The following is a 15,450-nucleotide window of genomic DNA, read 5'->3' on the forward strand; positions in this document are numbered from 1 at the left end:
ACAAAATACCCTGCACATTCCCTCTTATGTATCGATCTCTTTCCCTTTAAATCGCCCGCTTCATCACGGTTTCAACGCTAAATCAACCACACTCTATTATACCATTCTTACCCAATACAACTCTATTTTTCTTGTAAGATTTCGAGCCAAAAATGGTCTATTTACATGTGAAAAAACGCTGTTGAGGAAATAATTCCCTGTCTTCTCAACAGCGTTTTTATCATTTTTATTCAGGATTCGATCAGCTTAACTTCTTCGTTAGATACAGCACCACATCGTCATCGATAATCGTTTCATCACCCCACTTTAGATAACGGTCATGCTTGTGAATGCCCTGTCCATCTGGTATATATCCACGACGGGCATATAGAATTTGAGCTTTTCCATAATCGGAAAACACCCCCACACCAATCCCCGCAGTTTCGGTTCGCTCATGAATGACATCTTCTGCCCGGTCCATCAAACGTGATCCAATTCCCTGACGCTGATACTTGATCAGCACATTGAAATCATTAATTTCCGGAATACCCTGTTCCCTGAACGAAGGGTAATACGAATTCCACAATACATTCGCGTAACCGGCAAAAGCTCCATCCAATTCCGCTACCAAAGTCACCCGTTCACCATTCTGCTGTTCTGCAAGATATTGAATGTACTGCTCCGCCGATTTCGCCCAACCCTGCTCCTGAAACGCCTGCGAAATTACGACCGGATCGCCTTCATTTAATAGTCTGATATGTATATTCATCGATGTAATCTCCCTTATTATTAGATATTTAAATGTTATTTTCACAGAAAGTCAGATCTACGAAGTGTTCGTGTGTCCCTTTGGCAGAATATATCGACCATCGATGCAAAAAAGAATAAAACATGTCGCCAAAATTCATGCTCTCTGGTAGTGTATCTACCATTTTCATTGCACCAATTTCGGAGTTGGGTTCCAGCGATAGAGTGCAGAATTCCGTAATATTCGCATAATAAACCATGCCGAACCTTCCATTCATTTGATAGATTCCAAAGGGTTCCAGGATGAACTTCAGTGCCCCTGTCTCTTCGAACAGTTCTCTTTCTGCAGCCCTAAGAACTAACTCGTCAGGTTCACGATTACCTCCTGGGAATTCCCAGCCTCTGCGTTTAAGGTTATGAATAATGACGTATTTCTCCTGAAACTGAGTAACCATGATGACATACTGAATCTCTTGTTCCAATTCATGATATTCACTGAGATCCAGCCACTGTTTCTCTATCATCAGAAATCACACCTCACATCTTTCACCACTAGATTCCCAATCTGCTTCTAAGCGACGTTATATGGGCAACGTGGTGTCTCCCATGCCATGCGTATACACCCAAATTGTAGTCCAGTCTGGTCGTTTCTTTAGATGCGGGGTGATAAAAGGTTTTGGCATAGTCTACATCTGTTAATGTGTTTAGTAGTGCTACCCAACGGCGATGCAGCGCATCCAGGATTTGCAGGGAAAACTCAACATCCAGTTCCCGCGAATCACTCAGTTCAGCCCATCGTTCCTCGTAATACGGTCTTATCGTGGGGTTATCCTCCGTCAATGCCAGCTTGAAACGAACCATGCAATTCATATGGCTATCTGCCATATGGTGTATGACCTGTTTGAGCATCCAGCCACCTTCCCGGTAGGGCAGCCTCAATTGTTCTTCACTCAATCCTTTGACCGCTTCGCGGGCCCGCTCCGGCAACTCGGCAATATCCTGAATCCACTGCTTCCGCTGCTCTGGTGTGACCTCGCCTGTATGTTCAAATGATCCAATCGGGTATCTCAAATCCATCGATCATTCCTCCTTGGTTATATGGTTTAAATATACACTGTGCTCCGCCTATGGGGCATACTCCATCAGCCAGCAGTCTCTCATCTGCCCTTCATGCAGCTCATGTTCTGGTAACAGTCTGACCTTCCTGAAACCACACTTTTCGTAACAGGATATGGCTCGTTCGTTCCACGATTGTGGGTCCATGACCACTTTCCGGGCTTGCTTTTCGTTGACCAGATAAATCAACATGGATTGTACTAGTTGTGTGCCAATACCGCGGTTCCAGTAATCGGCTTCTCCAATAAACTGATCTGTTCCATAGATAATTTCATCGGTGTCTCGATAACCATACTCATTCCGTTCTTCCTCCTCCAGTTCATAGAACTGGATATAGCCGAGCGGTTTACCTTCGTGTTCAACCATACAACGATGTACCGTATCCTCTTGACTATAAAAGTTCTCTCTGACCAAATGCAAATCATGTGGCTGATCACGGCCTTCATAATATTGAAGTACTACCGGGTTAGACAACCATTGAACAAGCAGCTGCTCATCCTTTTCATCCAGTAAACGCACTGTAATCTCATTCCATTGATAGATTAGCTTCATTCCAAATACTCCTTAATGATTTCCAGAGGCTCTCCTGAGACCCAGCTCAGGTCCTTCCCCAATAATTTTTCCTGATGAACATAATAGATCATCGGTTGCCGAATCAGTTCTGCTTCATCACCCAACGGATGGATGGTAAAGCGCACCTTGTACGTGCCCACTGCATCAGGTATGGAGAACCCTGCAAATTCAGTTATCGTCGTTGATGACTGCCCCTGTAACGCTTGACGAAAAATTTCTTCCATTTCACCTGTGCTGCCGACGGAAGTAGGTCGAATAAATCGGTTGTCCTGTTTGTCATAAAAAGATATTGAACCCCAGCCAGGTACAAGCGGATATACGGTATGCTGACCCTTGTCTTCTTTTGTGCGTGTGATGGTTAATTGCACCTCGTATTCATCCGTAGCTGTCTGCCGAATCGTGCCCTTCATGTTAACATCCTGCGCTGTAACGCTTGGAGCCAGATTATTATATACAATGAAAGCTGCTACAATAACAATTGCAATTCCAGTTAGCCAAAATATCGTACTTCTACGCATGTATTTACCCCCAAGCTGATTAACCGTAAGTCTGAAGTAATTCGCTCTCCATTAGTGCCTGTGTAACGCTGTCCAGTTCCGGAGAAGCAGACCAATCACTATGTGTATTCAAACCATATTTAATCGTATGGATAACGCTATTGGCTGACATATATAAATTATGGTGTACTCCCGGTTCCACAATGATGTGATCTCCTTCGCCCATAACTCTGATTTCAAGCGTCTGATCATTCGCAAAATTTGCATAAGCAATCCAACCAGACTGCACAACATAGAACTCGGTTATATGGTTATGAAAGTGGCTATTTTGCCATCCTCCCTGAGATGAAGCTATCGTTCTGCAATAATAACTGCCATCCGCTGAAACCATTTTGTATTTCCGTTCCCCATTAGCCATCTGCTCGAAGGTGGTAATCACGTTGTCCGGCCCTAGATTTCGTTCTAAAGTTTCTCTATCCAAACCATTACACCTCCTGATCTGAAATACGAAGGTAGCATTCAAACTCTATAATCTTCCTTTAACGCCTTACAGCCTTCCAGATATATTTGTGCTCACGCACAGCAAGTCTCCCATCCCCCCAGAAGAAAATCCCATATTAAACAACATTCGACACAAGCAAGTCGATTTCCCTGTACATAAGTTAACTTTTTTCTCACTAAAAAAGTTTCATCTATTCTCATCTTGTACTTGTTAAAATTTGAAACGCTTCTTTCATAGGCGCCGTATTAAGCTCGAAGTCGCATTTTTCAACTTGGATAAACCAATAAGATGTGGAGGTTAAATGAATGTCTTTTTTTAAGAAAATGTTAGCTAGTGTAGGTGTTGGAGCAGCCAAAGTAAATACAGAATTACATACACCTCAGGTTACGCCTGGAGGAGTCATCTCTGGGATCGTGTACATCGAGGGTGGAGACGTGGAACAGAATGTAGAACGAATCTACCTTACGATCAAAACCCATTACATACGGGAGCACAATGATCGAAAAGTAAATGAAACTGCCGTTGTAGCCAAATACTTGCTTACCAAAGATTTTATATTACAGCCTGGCGCCAAACTGGAGAAGTCCTTCTCATTTGATCTGCCAGAAAATCTTCCAATTACACTTCATCGTGCAGAGGTGTGGGTTGAAACTGGCCTCGATATATCAAGCGCCATGGACCCCTCAGACCGGGACAGACTGCATGTCGTTCCTACAAAAGATATGAACACTGTGCTTGATGCGATTGATCTCCTCGGTTTCAAGCTGCGTGAAGTGACCAACGACTATGCTCCAAAGCTTGGTGGTAATCTTCCATTTGTACAGGAATTTGAATTCGTGCCAACGAGCAAATTCCGCGGCTATTTGGATGAGCTGGAAGTACTGTTCTACCCGATGGGAGATTCACTGGAACTGTTGCTTCAGATCGACCGCCGTGCACGTGGACTCGGTGGCATTTTCTCGGAGGCGATGGGGACGGATGAGAGCTTTGTCCGACTGCATCTCTACGAGAGACACCTTGCACGGGGTGCGGATTCGGTTGCGCAAGGTCTGGAAGAAATCATCTCCAAGCATCTATAATATATTAATAATAGATTCAAAAACAAAAAACAGTTCTCCTACCAACTTCATTGGTATAGAACTGTTTTTTGGCTATGCTTTCTTTTATTAATAAACAATCAGGAACGCTGTGTCCAGCGCTGTATCCCCGATCGAAGTCCATAGTATGCGGCAGCAAGCAAGAGAAATCCAACAGCAGCGATCAGAATGGAAGTCATATCCCAACGGGCAATGGAACCAAAAGCAACTCTGGACTGCAACGTGCTGGTAGATGAATCAGTGTGCATCATTTCAGGTGTATGATTCAGCGTCATTAACATTCCTTGAATGACATTCCAAGCCATAAAACCCAGTGTGAATAGCAAAGTTACCAACAGGGATTCCACACCTAATCGTTTGTTGATACTCATCATTTTGCCTCCTCATTTACGGTTTGACAACACTTTGGAAGTTATAAAATTCACTACATCATCTGTTGTTTGCCCATCCGTCTGAATGTACTCTTCAAAGCGTGCTCCATGGAATGCTTCGAGACACTTAACCGCTTGTTTAAAAGTCCATCCATCAGGCTCATCCCCACGCTTCAACAATCTCTCATGTAATGTTTCCATAGACGTCATCAGGGTAAAGTGAAACAGGTCAGCGTCGAGCTCTTTCAGACCCCGATGGATGTAACTGAACTGCTCGGACTTGTAAATGGTCATCGGAACAATCAGATGTTTGTTATACTTCTGCCTGATTTCACGGGCGACTTTCACGGTAAGGACTTTCCACAGCTCCATATCCTGAAAATCGTCCGTTTTCTCCACATCCATTCGGACGTCATCCACAATCACGTTTCTTAGCATGTATCCAATCTCTTCAGGATCGAAGATCATGCTGTTCGGAATTAACGTCTGCAGCTTGGTTGCCGCAGAGGTTTTACCCGAGCCAAATGCCCCATTAATCATCACAATCATAATGACGTCCTCCTGCGTGTCAGATTCAATTAGACAAGAGCTGCTCCAACTCCTGTTTCAGACGATCTTTGTTCGTATCGACATATTGATAAAGGAGTTCAAAAACCTCTTCATTATCCGATTGCATGCTTAGATTAGCCGCTTCCAGCTCCACCCGCTGTAAAACCTCATGGATCTGTTGTCCATGTGTATTCAAGGTCGTTGTTACATCTTGTTCGGAGAGTGCATTCACATTTTCTCTTAACTGCTCAGGTGTCACACCACTTTCGGATAACATATGCTGGATGTTCTTCAGAATCTCTGCATCCGCATCATTGCCTATGCGCTGCATTGCTTCCGTCGTTTCACGCAGAAACTGTCCGCTCGCATTTTCAAGAAAACCAGTCATGCCACTCATGGATAGCTCTGTATCCAGATCTACGATCAGGATGGTATCTCGCAATACTTGTGGAAGTTCAGGTCCGCACTCCCGAATGGTCGCAAATTCCGCACGATACAGATCCATGGCAACACTCCCCACCACTTCCTCACCCGACATGCTTTCAACCTGATCCAAGGGTAATAATTGCTGCAATTCTTCCTGTAATTTGTTCATCTCTCTGCCTCCTGTATCTCTCTATCTATATAAGTTGGACGAATGATTTCACACGGGTCCACTATAACTAAACGCCTATACATCATAGCAGAATATGTTATATAAGTTTATCCGCTGTACGTTTGCACCAATTCAATTCCCCACACACTTTACACGGAATACGGATAAAGTTAACCTGCACTTGACCTTTGGAACATGATACGATGTTATGATCTTGTCATCAAGAGTCTTGGGAGGGGTTATGATGCGCCTGGCCTTGTTCACCGACACCTATGTTCCGGAAACCAATGGTGTTGCCGGTACGCTGCACCGCTTGAGTAATCACTTGAACCGCAAAGGCATTGAGCATCTGTTATTCACACCACAGTCTGTTATTGAAGGCAACGATGCCGCTCCGGTCCGTTCGGTTACCAACATCCCCTTTTTCCTCTACCCGGAATGTCGTATTGCCTTACCTAATCGAGCAGCCATTCATCGGGAGTTAAAGACTTTTCAGCCAGATTTGCTGCATATCGCCACTCCGTTCAATATGGGTCTTTTCGGTCTCAGATATGCGCACAAGTATCAGCTTCCACATGTCATCTCCTACCATACTCACTTCGATCGGTACCTCGAATACTACAAGTTGAAAAGCGTCATTCCTCTTTACTGGAAGTATATCCAATGGTTCCACCGAGCCTGTGATGCAACATTGACACCGTCTCAAGAGACCTTAAACTCATTGCAATCAAAAGGTATTCAACGTCTGAAGTTATGGTCCCGCGGGATCGATTGCAGCCTGTATTCACCTGATAAACGAAGTTCCGATATCCGTACTCGCTACAATATAACGGCTCCTCTAATTCTACTCTACGTTGGACGAATTGCCCCGGAAAAAGATATCGCTACCCTCACCCTTGCCATGCAGCAGTTGCCAGAACATATGCAAGCCCGTGTACACTGGATCATTGTAGGCGATGGGCCATTGCTCCCCAAAATGCGTATGCAATCCCCACCCAATGTCACCTTTACAGGGTATCTGCATGGTGAAGAGCTTGCTGCTATGTATGCTTCGGCAGATCTCTTTGTGTTTCCTTCCTCAACAGAAACATTTGGCAATGTGGTGCTGGAGGCGATGGCTTCGGGATTGCCGGTTCTCGCTGCGAATGGTGGCGGTGTAAAAGACTTGGTCACACATCATCGAAGCGGTGTTCTGTTCGAGCCGGGTAATGCGGATGCATTGATTCGGGAGATATGCCTCTGGGGAGATCATATGGATCAACTGAGGACTATGGGTCTTGAAGGTCGAAAACTTGCTGAGCAGCGATCGTGGGATCACATTTTTGACAGGTTAGTCGGAGATTATGAGGAAGCCATTGAGAATCGGAGAAGACGCACGAAAGATCGAATCATCACAGCTTGATTTTCATTAAATAAACCGAATTGAATAATGGATGATCACTGCTGCTCCAAGACCCATCTATTGAAGTTTGGATATTCATATCCATCATCCTTCCAAAGAGAGAATTTATATTCAATACGAGGTATTAAAAAAGAGCGGGGATGGTTAATATCCTCGCTCTTTATAACAGTCGCCTACAGACGTTTAAACGTATAGCTTTTTCGATCAGAGATAGGTCCCTTTCCCGGTCAAGACGTCTAACATTACACAACGGGTTCAAAGGATATCGTATCTTGCATAATACTCCATTCTACCCTCGGTCTAGCCGCTGCCCCTTCCCCCTTTAGGACATTACCGATCCATATCTCGTCGGTCTCCTGATTCTGCAAAAAGTGCCGGATCGCTGCTTTAATCAGAATGGATGTATGTAAATCCAGCAGCTCATCCAAAGGTATCCAAAATAACTCCCCTTCATCTGATGGAATAAAGGCTCGATGTGCCGTCTCACCAAAATATACAAACTGCTGCCGAACTTCACCGTCACTATACTGCAACAAAACATATCGAAGACGGAAATTATCAATTTCCGCTTGCTTGAATCCCGTCTCTTCTTCAATCTCCCGGTAACTGGCGGTCATTGGTGAATTAAGCTCGCCGTGCTCCAGATGCCCGCCAATACCACCCCAGAACTCAAAATCGAACAGCCTGCTGCCTGCCTTCTTCATCATTAACATGTCGTTGCCATTACTCAAAAATGCGGTAGCCATTTGTCTGATCTCCATGTGCACCTACCTCACTGTTCTGTTATGTAATGTTGTGTTGCTTGAATCTAATCTGACGATCTCCCCTTAGAGCAGGCCTTTTAATTCACCAAGATGCTCAATAGCATGCAATGGTTTGGTTGTAATGCTGTCCTGCCAAGGCTGATTAACCTTCATCCAGATCGTGCTCATGCCTACTTTTGCCGCTCCTTCAACATCATTGACGGGATGATCTCCAATGTAGATACACTGCTCGGGAGAGAGGTTGAAATGATCCAATGCCAATTTGAAAATACGAGGATCGGGCTTTTTGACCCCAGCCTCTTCTGAAACGATAATATGATCAAAATCATCCCGGATTCCGAGTTGATCGATTTTGCCGTATTGAATCTCAGTTTTACCATTGGTAATTAAACCTGTTTTATATTTTCCCTTTAGATGCTGAACCACTTCTCTCGCCTGCTCCATCAGAACCGCACTTTTCACATACTCTCTGCCATAGAACTCCATCAGCTCCGCGTGAGGTGGATTCTCAGCCCATGGTAATTCATGGAGCAGCTCGTTGAACAAGACATCCTTGTCCTTGTAACCGTCCTCATCCAGCTCAATAATTCGTTTAAGAATATCATCCGTAGTCTCAAGATGAGCAAAATAAGTGTTGATCAAGCTCTGGCTGAAGCCTTCAAAGGTACTTGTTCTGTTGAGAATCGTATTGTCCAGATCAAAAATAATCGCTTTAATATGATCCATCGTCATGCTCCTCCTGTCTGGTCTGTAAAACGTTATTTCCTCAATAGTTGCTCCAGTTTCCGATTGGTCTCGGCCTGCTCTTGAATTAACCGTTTCGTTTTACTTTCTATGCTGATGAGTGTGACCGTCATAATAATGACACAAATGATCCCAATAAACCCCATAATATCTACTCACCTCTAACGTAATGTTTATTGTATTCTGTTAGCTGCGACTACCATGAATTATAAACATGCAAACCCAACCATAGATTAGACCAGGGCTGGGTTTAGCTTGTAAAACTCAATTTCATTTCTTCTTTTTGTGATAATGGTAGCCTGTGCAAAGGCCCTTTTGTTTGGATTTCGCGGAACAATTATGTCCACCATTTTTGTCCAGTCTACCTGGATGGGCATAAGCTGAAGAAGATACACAAATAAGTACGACAAAAGACAAGATTACAATGACAACCTTTTTCATAAGTCACCCTTCGATCACACCCTATGCTTTAGGGCTTAATTCATCCTCCATCATTCTACATGAAAACCCATAATTAGGATATCCTTATTACTCCAAAATTTGCTTATTCTATGATTTTAAACTTCCTCAACGCATGTGTGATGCCATCCTCACTTGCTCGCAGCGTGACATAGTCGGCACTTTGTTTGACGCGTTCTCCTCCGTTTTCCATCGCAATGCCAAGACCCACGTACTCTAGCAAATCAATATCATTTTCACCATCGCCAAAAGCCATTGCTTCCTCTTTCGATATATTCAGGTGGTCGAGCACTTTTCCTGCCGCTATCGATTTGGATACTTCGTTCTCTTCCAGTACGTTAGACACGTAAGGATGAAACCTCACGAATTTCAATGCTGGAAATCTGGAATGGAATATCTCCGCTTCGGCTTGATCGGCATATAAACAAATGCAATACACTTCCTGTTCCAAAGAACTGATGCTCAAGGGGTACTCCATCAGACCGAGCGTATCTCTCAATGCATCGATGACACGCACATCCGTTGTACATAAACCATTCATCTCGAATGACTCTGTAAAATAAGAAATACTGCTGCCATTCATCTCGGCAAATTCACTGAATTCTCTAACCATTCGTGCAGAAAGCACCGATTTATGTATCACTTCTTCACCGTTCTTGATCAATGCCCCGTTAGCCGAAATTATGGTATTAATCCCGAGTTTCTTGAAATCTCCGCATAAATTGTACGGTCTGCCAGTGACCAGCACGACCTGTATGCCCCTACGAACCAATTGTCGAATCGACTCCTCTGTACTTGGAGAGAGACTTCGATCCTTCTCACTGAGTAACGTACCGTCCACGTCCATAAATACGATTTTAATCAAAGGAACACCTCCTAAGTTATATCAATTGAACTAAAGCATATTTACACTTACCACTCCGATGACAGAACAACCTTCCGATCGCTGTTATCCCCAGATTTTTTTGATTACTATTTTAAAGGGGAAAATCCGGGAATAAAGGCGAGGTGTATGCTTCCGATGCAGCTTTCTTTACAGAAAGCTTGTAGCTCCGCTTCTTCAGGTTATTTCTGACCTCTCAATATTAAAAGGCAAGTGCTCAGTTAACTTAGTAGTCTTCCTGCACTTGCCTTTACATTAACGGGTCTGGACGTTCTGGCTCCGCTCCATATACCACAGTTGAAACGCCTCTACGGCTTCAAGCGGAATATCGTTTAAAGTGTGATGCAGAACAGGTTTGGCACGATTCACGGTTTGAATCGAAGCAACTCCAAACCAACGCTGCAGTAGATTCCGGGTGATCTGTACCTCAATGACTTTCTCTCGCTTGGAGATGTATAGTTTCGAGGTTAATGCACCCGTTCGCAATTGGATAAAGTTCTCATTCAGGACGTATCGTGTATGGAGAAAATCAGTTATTCTGCATATGCCAATCCACAGTAACAGAATAGCGGAAATCATCCACCATGCCTGATTCTGTCCCAGAATCGGCGGTTTGAAATAAAACAGTAACCCTGTTGCAATGATCCACACCCAGCTTGGTGTCAGCATGCGCAGCCATAATGATTTGCGTGGAAGCTTCTGCATCTCCCGCGTGACCTGATAGGATGGCAAAATCTCCGAGATCATATCGTAAGCTTGCTTCACAGGCAGAAAAGGATAGAGTGAGTTAACTTCCTGGTCGGATTCTCCCACACCACCTGCTGTCGTAAGTTCCACTTCTGCCAATCCTAGCAGTCTTTTCATCGGAGACTGCGTTATTTTCACCGCCTGTACTCGTTCTTTCAGGATCGAAAATGCGGTCTGTTCCAACATACCCTTCGTAATGTAGATACGTTTGCGATCAGAGGAGATTTGGAAATCACCATACTTCACAAAGGTTCTGACAATACCTAACATAATGGAAACAGCAATAAGTCCTGTAATGATCAATGCGGTAATCCACCAGGTATCCAGCCACGTTAATAGGATGCTCTCCGTCACTTTTTCATCGGGAAAGAAATCTTTTATCGACGAATAGAGTGATCCCAGAATCGGAATAAGTACCAGAAAGCTGAGCGACGTAAACGAAGCTTTGAATATATCTTTTCGAGTGGACTTGTAATGGACATTCCGTTCAACCTCTTCTTTTACAGTTGAGGGGATATCTTCTTCCTGTGTTACGTGTTCAGTTCTCATCACGGGTTCTTCGCTTGGTTCTACAACATCACTGACGACTTTCGCTTCCGACATATGCCCTGCTACGACCTTTTCAAGCCGATCCGATTCCGCAAGCGAAACGACTTGCAGCTGAAAAGTAGCATCGTCTCCCTTGATGCCCGTCTCAAAACGAATGGATGTGACGCGGAACAAACGATGAAACAGCGACGTATGCCGGTTCACGTTCTGAATTTTGGTATAAGGTATCGTTCTTCTTGTGCGATTGAACACCCCACTGTAGATCTGAAAAGCCTTATTATCTGCGGTATAACGGAGTGTAAACCAACTCCAGATAATACTTATCACACTAAACGCGATAGCCACATAGAAGACGATTCTGCCGTACATAATCCACGTGGACGCCGAGCCATGACGGAGAATAAATAAAAAAACGATAAATGCAAAAGAATTTTTCACCAGTTTCCACAAACTCCAGAGCATGGCTAACGGGTGCTGTCTTTTCATATCGTTCATTCATCCACCTCATTAATCCTTGCATAAGCCGCAATCTGATTACGCAGTTCAAGCGCCACTTCCTCTGGCAGCGCCGGGATTGTATGAGATGAACCCATCGTGCCAACCGATACAGAATATAGGCCATATTTTCTCAAAAGGGGACCTTGGTTCGTCGTGACAGATTGTACTTTGGCCATGGGAATGATCTGATGTACCTTTTTCAAAGCGCCGTGCTTCAATTGCAAGAACTCCTCATTCGCATCGTAATACCAATGCTTGTATAACAATGAAGGCCGGATAAAAACCTCCCACACCGCATACAGCACTGATATGGCAGTCACTCCCCACAGCAACCAACCAATCCACGCCTTCCATCCATAGATGGAATCCAGAATCAGCAGTGCTGCAAGCACAATCAACCCTATTCCGTTCGATATAATCGCACTGATTCTCCATATGGTTATGGCATCCGGCGATAAACGTTGCTCGGGTGTACTCTGTATGTACTGCATATCTTCACTCCTTTTTCTTACTGTACGAAGAATAGTCCTCTATCGATGCAGAAAGATTGACTTAGTAAAAGAGATGACCCCTGTTCAGTACAGGTCGTCATCTCTTAGTCATTTTATTTTGCAGCAAAATCCTTCACATCGCATAACCACACCATATGGTCCGTGCCTTCACCCCAAATAGTAAGCTTCTACGTATGAATCTGAATCAGTTTCCTTACTCGGTTTGCATCCTCTATGGGTATGCTGTATCCTACGTGGGTATCCTCATGGTTAACCAGAAGGGCTGACTGCTTGGGATCTTTGCCTATGGAAAAATCATACTTGGTTAAGGAGCCATCTGCATCTGTTAAGTTCATCTTGTACTCCACGCTATAATCAAGACTTCCCGCTATACGCTCCGCTTTGTTTATAGCCTCGATTACGATTCCGATCTCAACCGGATCTTCGAATTCCACATCCTCACACGCTTCAATCGTGAAGTTTGGGTTGCAGGTTAATGTAATGAGTGAAGGTAGCACTTCTTTCGGATTAGAATTAGTTCCATTTGAAGGATTGCAGCCTGCTAGTAGCACTACGAAGAGACCTAAGAGAATCCCTGCTTTTTTCATTAGCATATATACCTCCGGGCTCGACTAAACACATAGTACTCCCTCTCTAAGCAATCATCTGTATTTAGCTCTAGATGTTTATGCTGACATGCTGCAGCTCGGTGTCCCATCCTTGGAGCAGCAATTTTAAACGATGGGCGGTATCAGCCACAAAGGCACTTATCTTTACGTCCGTAATGAATTTGGGAACTATACCCTATGTTCAACCCTGCACTCGCTCTGTTTGTATCCTCTCAAATAACTGCTCCAAATCCGTATGAAGATCCGGCTGTTCGTTAACGAGCAGGTTTATGTATTCGGACCCGCACTCATAGAAAACAAGACGATTAAACGGAGCTGTATCCCCCATATGATTGATTTCCAGTCCAAATTTCTCCCGTATTCGATTCTCCAGATAGCGCGCGTAACCTTCGTTCCATTCCAGCCAGTTGAAGTACTCCCCTTGTTCTTCACTCAAAGAGCTGAACAGGGCTACTCTCGCCTCTTTCACTTGCAAGAGATCCTTACTCTTCAAGGCTGACAGCAGCGAAGTAATCCGCTGGACAACCATCTCATTGTCATAAGGAAACTCATAATCCAGTTCCCATGTTACACGTTTGATTTGCTCCATCTTACGTTTGATCTCAAGACGGTCACCCATGTCGGTATACTGCTCATATACGTAACAATGGACAAACTCATGAAAGAGGTAGATTTTCTGCTCAAAATTTTGGAACACCGCATCCGTCACCACTGCGCACATCCGCCCACCCATGTGATGCACCGGGAACGCTGCAAGGCACTCATCGGGAATGTTCAGGTCATCCGGAACGGTTTTCACCCATTCATATTGCTGCGTCTGGGATGAATAATCATAGATATATAACAAAGATTCAAATGCCACAACCACGGGATAATACTCTGCGAATAAGGGATGTATACTGACCAAATCTTTTTGAAGCTCCTGCAATTCGTTGATTTGCTCTAAAAAAGTATCCATGTCATTTACCCTCTCTTTAGTTGAATGATGAGTTAATCATATCAATAGAACAACAATAAAACACTGAGAGAAAAATGATAATTCTATTGTTGAGTGATATTTCTACAGCTTAGAACCGTTCTCCTCGTTTCTCATATAGATAAATGTCCAACGCCTGAATTCCGCGTTTAGCAAGATTGATAAATAAAATGAGGGCATATACACCCAAACCGAATAACACCAAATTAAATAAAACTGCGAATGTTGAAATGAATGAAAAGCTCATCACACTTCCGCCTTTTTTATCATTGTAATGCATTCATAATTCATATGATCATCATGATTGATAAATAGTTCAAATTATTATTTCACCAACCTATTTTAGCATATTTTACCTTAAGTTACTTTCTTCAAACCATTTTCACATTCTTGATAGGCTGAATTCTAATCATTGCAGTCAAAAAATCTTCCCCCGAACATCCGGCAGGAAGACTTTACGTAAGACTTATTTTATTGGATACGTTCACCGCTTACCACATGCCAGTGTTGATGCTTCGAATCCTGGTACGTGCCCAGGTTAGTTACGATTTTGGAAGAACCCGTCTGGACAACCATGTCCGCAGCAACCTTTTTGATAACGCGCATAATTTCCAATAATAGTTCATCATTATTTTCTTCTTCCTGTGAAATGAACGATTGGATATGGATCTTTGGAATAACAACAATATGATGCTTGTAGTATGGTCGGGTATGATGATAAGCCAGCACCTTGTCACTTTCCATGACAATATTTACTTGGGTATTACCACTAAGCACTTCATCACAATAAAAATCCTGTGTCATATACGATCCCCTTTCACTACTTAGTTAATATATCCCGCTTTTTTCAGCACATATTCCGTGAACGGATTAATCTCTGGGATTGGTTTACTCAGATCAAAATAACGCAGTTCCAGTCCTTCATCATCCATGACGGTTGGTTCGCCCTGAATTTCAGTAGCTTCATAGACTGCCATGACATTATACACTTCATCTCCATGCGGATACTTGTAATACATATCCTGACCTGAGAAAACGGTAATGAGTTTATATGCACCCGCTCTCAGTCCAGCTTCCTCATATAATTCACGGGCAGCAGCTTCCTCCAAAGATTCTCCCGGTTCCAATGATCCGCCAAGGGTTCCCCAATCCAGACTATCTGTACGTCTTTGCAACAGCAGATGGCCCTGCTCATTGAAGACCAACACACATGAACCAGCCATGATTAGAGGGCGCGAACCCACCAGCTTTCTCAACTCCATGATATATCCCATAAAGATTC

21 protein-coding genes are annotated in these 15,450 nt (G+C 43.7%); 2 read left to right on the forward strand and 19 right to left on the reverse strand.

Annotated features, from left to right (window positions below):
- Positions 1-241: 241 nt before the first annotated feature.
- The 6 genes from BMW94_RS26100 to BMW94_RS26125 are packed head-to-tail and all read right to left on the reverse strand — an operon-like array spanning position 242 to position 3,393.
- The gene (locus BMW94_RS26100; protein ID WP_091001670.1) at positions 242-748 is read right to left on the reverse strand and encodes a GNAT family N-acetyltransferase; all 507 of its coding nucleotides are present in this window, start codon (positions 746-748) and stop codon (positions 242-244) included.
- Positions 749-776: 28 nt separating this feature from the next.
- On the reverse strand, positions 777-1,250 hold the full coding sequence (locus tag BMW94_RS26105) for an NUDIX domain-containing protein (RefSeq protein WP_091001671.1): 474 nt from the start codon (positions 1,248-1,250) through the stop codon (positions 777-779).
- A 28-nt stretch (positions 1,251-1,278) separates the two neighbouring features.
- Positions 1,279-1,803 (reverse strand): YfiT family bacillithiol transferase, encoded by a 525-nt coding sequence (locus BMW94_RS26110; protein WP_091001672.1) that lies wholly within the window; start codon positions 1,801-1,803, stop codon positions 1,279-1,281.
- A 48-nt stretch (positions 1,804-1,851) separates the two neighbouring features.
- Positions 1,852-2,394 carry a GNAT family N-acetyltransferase gene (locus BMW94_RS26115; RefSeq protein ID WP_091001673.1) on the reverse strand — a complete coding sequence of 181 codons (543 nt, stop codon included), beginning with the start codon at positions 2,392-2,394 and terminating at the stop codon, positions 1,852-1,854.
- Positions 2,391-2,933, reverse strand: coding sequence for a hypothetical protein (locus BMW94_RS26120; protein WP_091001674.1), 543 nt, complete (start codon positions 2,931-2,933; stop codon positions 2,391-2,393). The genes BMW94_RS26115 and BMW94_RS26120 overlap by 4 nt, the downstream gene beginning before the upstream one ends.
- Before the next feature lie 19 nt (positions 2,934-2,952).
- Positions 2,953-3,393, reverse strand: a complete 441-nt coding sequence (locus tag BMW94_RS26125; RefSeq protein WP_091001675.1) for a cupin domain-containing protein — start codon at positions 3,391-3,393, stop codon at positions 2,953-2,955.
- A gap of 326 nt (positions 3,394-3,719) precedes the next feature.
- Between BMW94_RS26125 and BMW94_RS26130 the strand changes: the two genes are divergently transcribed.
- The gene (locus BMW94_RS26130; protein ID WP_091001676.1) at positions 3,720-4,493 is read left to right on the forward strand and encodes a sporulation protein; all 774 of its coding nucleotides are present in this window, start codon (positions 3,720-3,722) and stop codon (positions 4,491-4,493) included.
- A gap of 98 nt (positions 4,494-4,591) precedes the next feature.
- Here BMW94_RS26130 and BMW94_RS26135 read toward each other — a convergent pair whose 3' ends face one another.
- From BMW94_RS26135 to BMW94_RS26145, 3 genes are read right to left on the reverse strand one after another with little or no spacing between them, the layout of a single operon-like run.
- Positions 4,592-4,882 (reverse strand): hypothetical protein, encoded by a 291-nt coding sequence (locus BMW94_RS26135; RefSeq protein ID WP_091001677.1) that lies wholly within the window; start codon positions 4,880-4,882, stop codon positions 4,592-4,594.
- A 12-nt stretch (positions 4,883-4,894) separates the two neighbouring features.
- Positions 4,895-5,431, reverse strand: a complete 537-nt coding sequence (locus BMW94_RS26140; RefSeq protein ID WP_091001678.1) for a DEAD/DEAH box helicase family protein — start codon at positions 5,429-5,431, stop codon at positions 4,895-4,897.
- A 25-nt stretch (positions 5,432-5,456) separates the two neighbouring features.
- Positions 5,457-6,026, reverse strand: a complete 570-nt coding sequence (locus tag BMW94_RS26145) for a DMP19 family protein (RefSeq protein ID WP_091001679.1) — start codon at positions 6,024-6,026, stop codon at positions 5,457-5,459.
- A 241-nt stretch (positions 6,027-6,267) separates the two neighbouring features.
- Between BMW94_RS26145 and BMW94_RS26150 the strand changes: the two genes are divergently transcribed.
- Positions 6,268-7,428: a glycosyltransferase family 4 protein gene (locus tag BMW94_RS26150; protein ID WP_254790375.1), complete on the forward strand. Its 1,161-nt coding sequence runs from the start codon at positions 6,268-6,270 to the stop codon at positions 7,426-7,428.
- A 242-nt stretch (positions 7,429-7,670) separates the two neighbouring features.
- On the opposite strand, the gene BMW94_RS26155 is transcribed toward BMW94_RS26150, so the two are convergent.
- From BMW94_RS26155 to BMW94_RS26200, 10 genes are all read right to left on the reverse strand, one after another.
- A complete protein-coding gene (locus tag BMW94_RS26155; protein ID WP_254790376.1) occupies positions 7,671-8,189 on the reverse strand; it encodes an NUDIX domain-containing protein in 519 nt (172 codons plus the stop codon).
- Positions 8,190-8,255: 66 nt separating this feature from the next.
- Positions 8,256-8,918: an HAD family hydrolase gene (locus BMW94_RS26160; RefSeq protein ID WP_091001682.1), complete on the reverse strand. Its 663-nt coding sequence runs from the start codon at positions 8,916-8,918 to the stop codon at positions 8,256-8,258.
- Positions 8,919-9,206: 288 nt separating this feature from the next.
- A complete protein-coding gene (locus tag BMW94_RS26165) occupies positions 9,207-9,377 on the reverse strand; it encodes a YHYH domain-containing protein (RefSeq protein ID WP_094030680.1) in 171 nt (56 codons plus the stop codon).
- A gap of 103 nt (positions 9,378-9,480) precedes the next feature.
- Entirely contained in the window at positions 9,481-10,260 is a 780-nt protein-coding gene (locus BMW94_RS26170; RefSeq protein WP_091001683.1) for a Cof-type HAD-IIB family hydrolase, read from the reverse strand.
- Between the two features lie 273 nt (positions 10,261-10,533).
- Entirely contained in the window at positions 10,534-12,069 is a 1,536-nt protein-coding gene (locus tag BMW94_RS26175) for a PH domain-containing protein (RefSeq protein WP_091001684.1), read from the reverse strand.
- Entirely contained in the window at positions 12,066-12,563 is a 498-nt protein-coding gene (locus BMW94_RS26180; protein WP_091001685.1) for a PH domain-containing protein, read from the reverse strand. Before BMW94_RS26180 ends, BMW94_RS26175 begins: the two co-directional genes overlap by 4 nt.
- 188 nt (positions 12,564-12,751) lie before the next feature.
- Positions 12,752-13,171 carry a hypothetical protein gene (locus BMW94_RS26185; RefSeq protein ID WP_139209428.1) on the reverse strand — a complete coding sequence of 140 codons (420 nt, stop codon included), beginning with the start codon at positions 13,169-13,171 and terminating at the stop codon, positions 12,752-12,754.
- Between the two features lie 202 nt (positions 13,172-13,373).
- Complete coding sequence (locus tag BMW94_RS26190) at positions 13,374-14,150, reverse strand: hypothetical protein (RefSeq protein WP_091001687.1); 777 nt, start codon at positions 14,148-14,150, stop codon at positions 13,374-13,376.
- A 489-nt stretch (positions 14,151-14,639) separates the two neighbouring features.
- Complete coding sequence (locus BMW94_RS26195; RefSeq protein ID WP_090894910.1) at positions 14,640-14,972, reverse strand: HIT domain-containing protein; 333 nt, start codon at positions 14,970-14,972, stop codon at positions 14,640-14,642.
- Positions 14,973-14,992: 20 nt separating this feature from the next.
- Complete coding sequence (locus BMW94_RS26200) at positions 14,993-15,442, reverse strand: NUDIX hydrolase (protein WP_091001688.1); 450 nt, start codon at positions 15,440-15,442, stop codon at positions 14,993-14,995.
- Between the last annotated feature and the right edge of the window lie 8 nt (positions 15,443-15,450).

The organism is Paenibacillus sp. OK003, assembly GCF_900109515.1.
GTDB classification, from domain to species: domain Bacteria; phylum Bacillota; class Bacilli; order Paenibacillales; family Paenibacillaceae; genus Paenibacillus; species Paenibacillus marchantiae.

What these genes read in the sequence shown, in the direction of transcription:
- BMW94_RS26100 (WP_091001670.1), bottom strand. Translation starts at nt 748, where the DNA reads ATGAATATACATATCAGACTATTAAATGAAGGCGATCCGGTCGTAATT.
- BMW94_RS26105 (WP_091001671.1), bottom strand. Translation starts at nt 1,250, where the DNA reads ATGATAGAGAAACAGTGGCTGGATCTCAGTGAATATCATGAATTGGAA.
- BMW94_RS26110 (WP_091001672.1), bottom strand. Translation starts at nt 1,803, where the DNA reads ATGGATTTGAGATACCCGATTGGATCATTTGAACATACAGGCGAGGTC.
- BMW94_RS26115 (WP_091001673.1), bottom strand. Translation starts at nt 2,394, where the DNA reads ATGAAGCTAATCTATCAATGGAATGAGATTACAGTGCGTTTACTGGAT.
- BMW94_RS26120 (WP_091001674.1), bottom strand. Translation starts at nt 2,933, where the DNA reads ATGCGTAGAAGTACGATATTTTGGCTAACTGGAATTGCAATTGTTATT.
- BMW94_RS26130 (WP_091001676.1), top strand. Translation starts at nt 3,720, where the DNA reads ATGTCTTTTTTTAAGAAAATGTTAGCTAGTGTAGGTGTTGGAGCAGCC.
- BMW94_RS26135 (WP_091001677.1), bottom strand. Translation starts at nt 4,882, where the DNA reads ATGAGTATCAACAAACGATTAGGTGTGGAATCCCTGTTGGTAACTTTG.
- BMW94_RS26140 (WP_091001678.1), bottom strand. Translation starts at nt 5,431, where the DNA reads ATGATTGTGATGATTAATGGGGCATTTGGCTCGGGTAAAACCTCTGCG.
- BMW94_RS26145 (WP_091001679.1), bottom strand. Translation starts at nt 6,026, where the DNA reads ATGAACAAATTACAGGAAGAATTGCAGCAATTATTACCCTTGGATCAG.
- BMW94_RS26150 (WP_254790375.1), top strand. Translation starts at nt 6,268, where the DNA reads ATGATGCGCCTGGCCTTGTTCACCGACACCTATGTTCCGGAAACCAAT.
- BMW94_RS26155 (WP_254790376.1), bottom strand. Translation starts at nt 8,189, where the DNA reads ATGGAGATCAGACAAATGGCTACCGCATTTTTGAGTAATGGCAACGAC.
- BMW94_RS26160 (WP_091001682.1), bottom strand. Translation starts at nt 8,918, where the DNA reads ATGGATCATATTAAAGCGATTATTTTTGATCTGGACAATACGATTCTC.
- BMW94_RS26165 (WP_094030680.1), bottom strand. Translation starts at nt 9,377, where the DNA reads ATGAAAAAGGTTGTCATTGTAATCTTGTCTTTTGTCGTACTTATTTGT.
- BMW94_RS26175 (WP_091001684.1), bottom strand. Translation starts at nt 12,069, where the DNA reads ATGAACGATATGAAAAGACAGCACCCGTTAGCCATGCTCTGGAGTTTG.
- BMW94_RS26180 (WP_091001685.1), bottom strand. Translation starts at nt 12,563, where the DNA reads ATGCAGTACATACAGAGTACACCCGAGCAACGTTTATCGCCGGATGCC.
- BMW94_RS26185 (WP_139209428.1), bottom strand. Translation starts at nt 13,171, where the DNA reads ATGAAAAAAGCAGGGATTCTCTTAGGTCTCTTCGTAGTGCTACTAGCA.
- BMW94_RS26190 (WP_091001687.1), bottom strand. Translation starts at nt 14,150, where the DNA reads ATGGATACTTTTTTAGAGCAAATCAACGAATTGCAGGAGCTTCAAAAA.
- BMW94_RS26195 (WP_090894910.1), bottom strand. Translation starts at nt 14,972, where the DNA reads ATGACACAGGATTTTTATTGTGATGAAGTGCTTAGTGGTAATACCCAA.
- BMW94_RS26200 (WP_091001688.1), bottom strand. Translation starts at nt 15,442, where the DNA reads ATGGGATATATCATGGAGTTGAGAAAGCTGGTGGGTTCGCGCCCTCTA.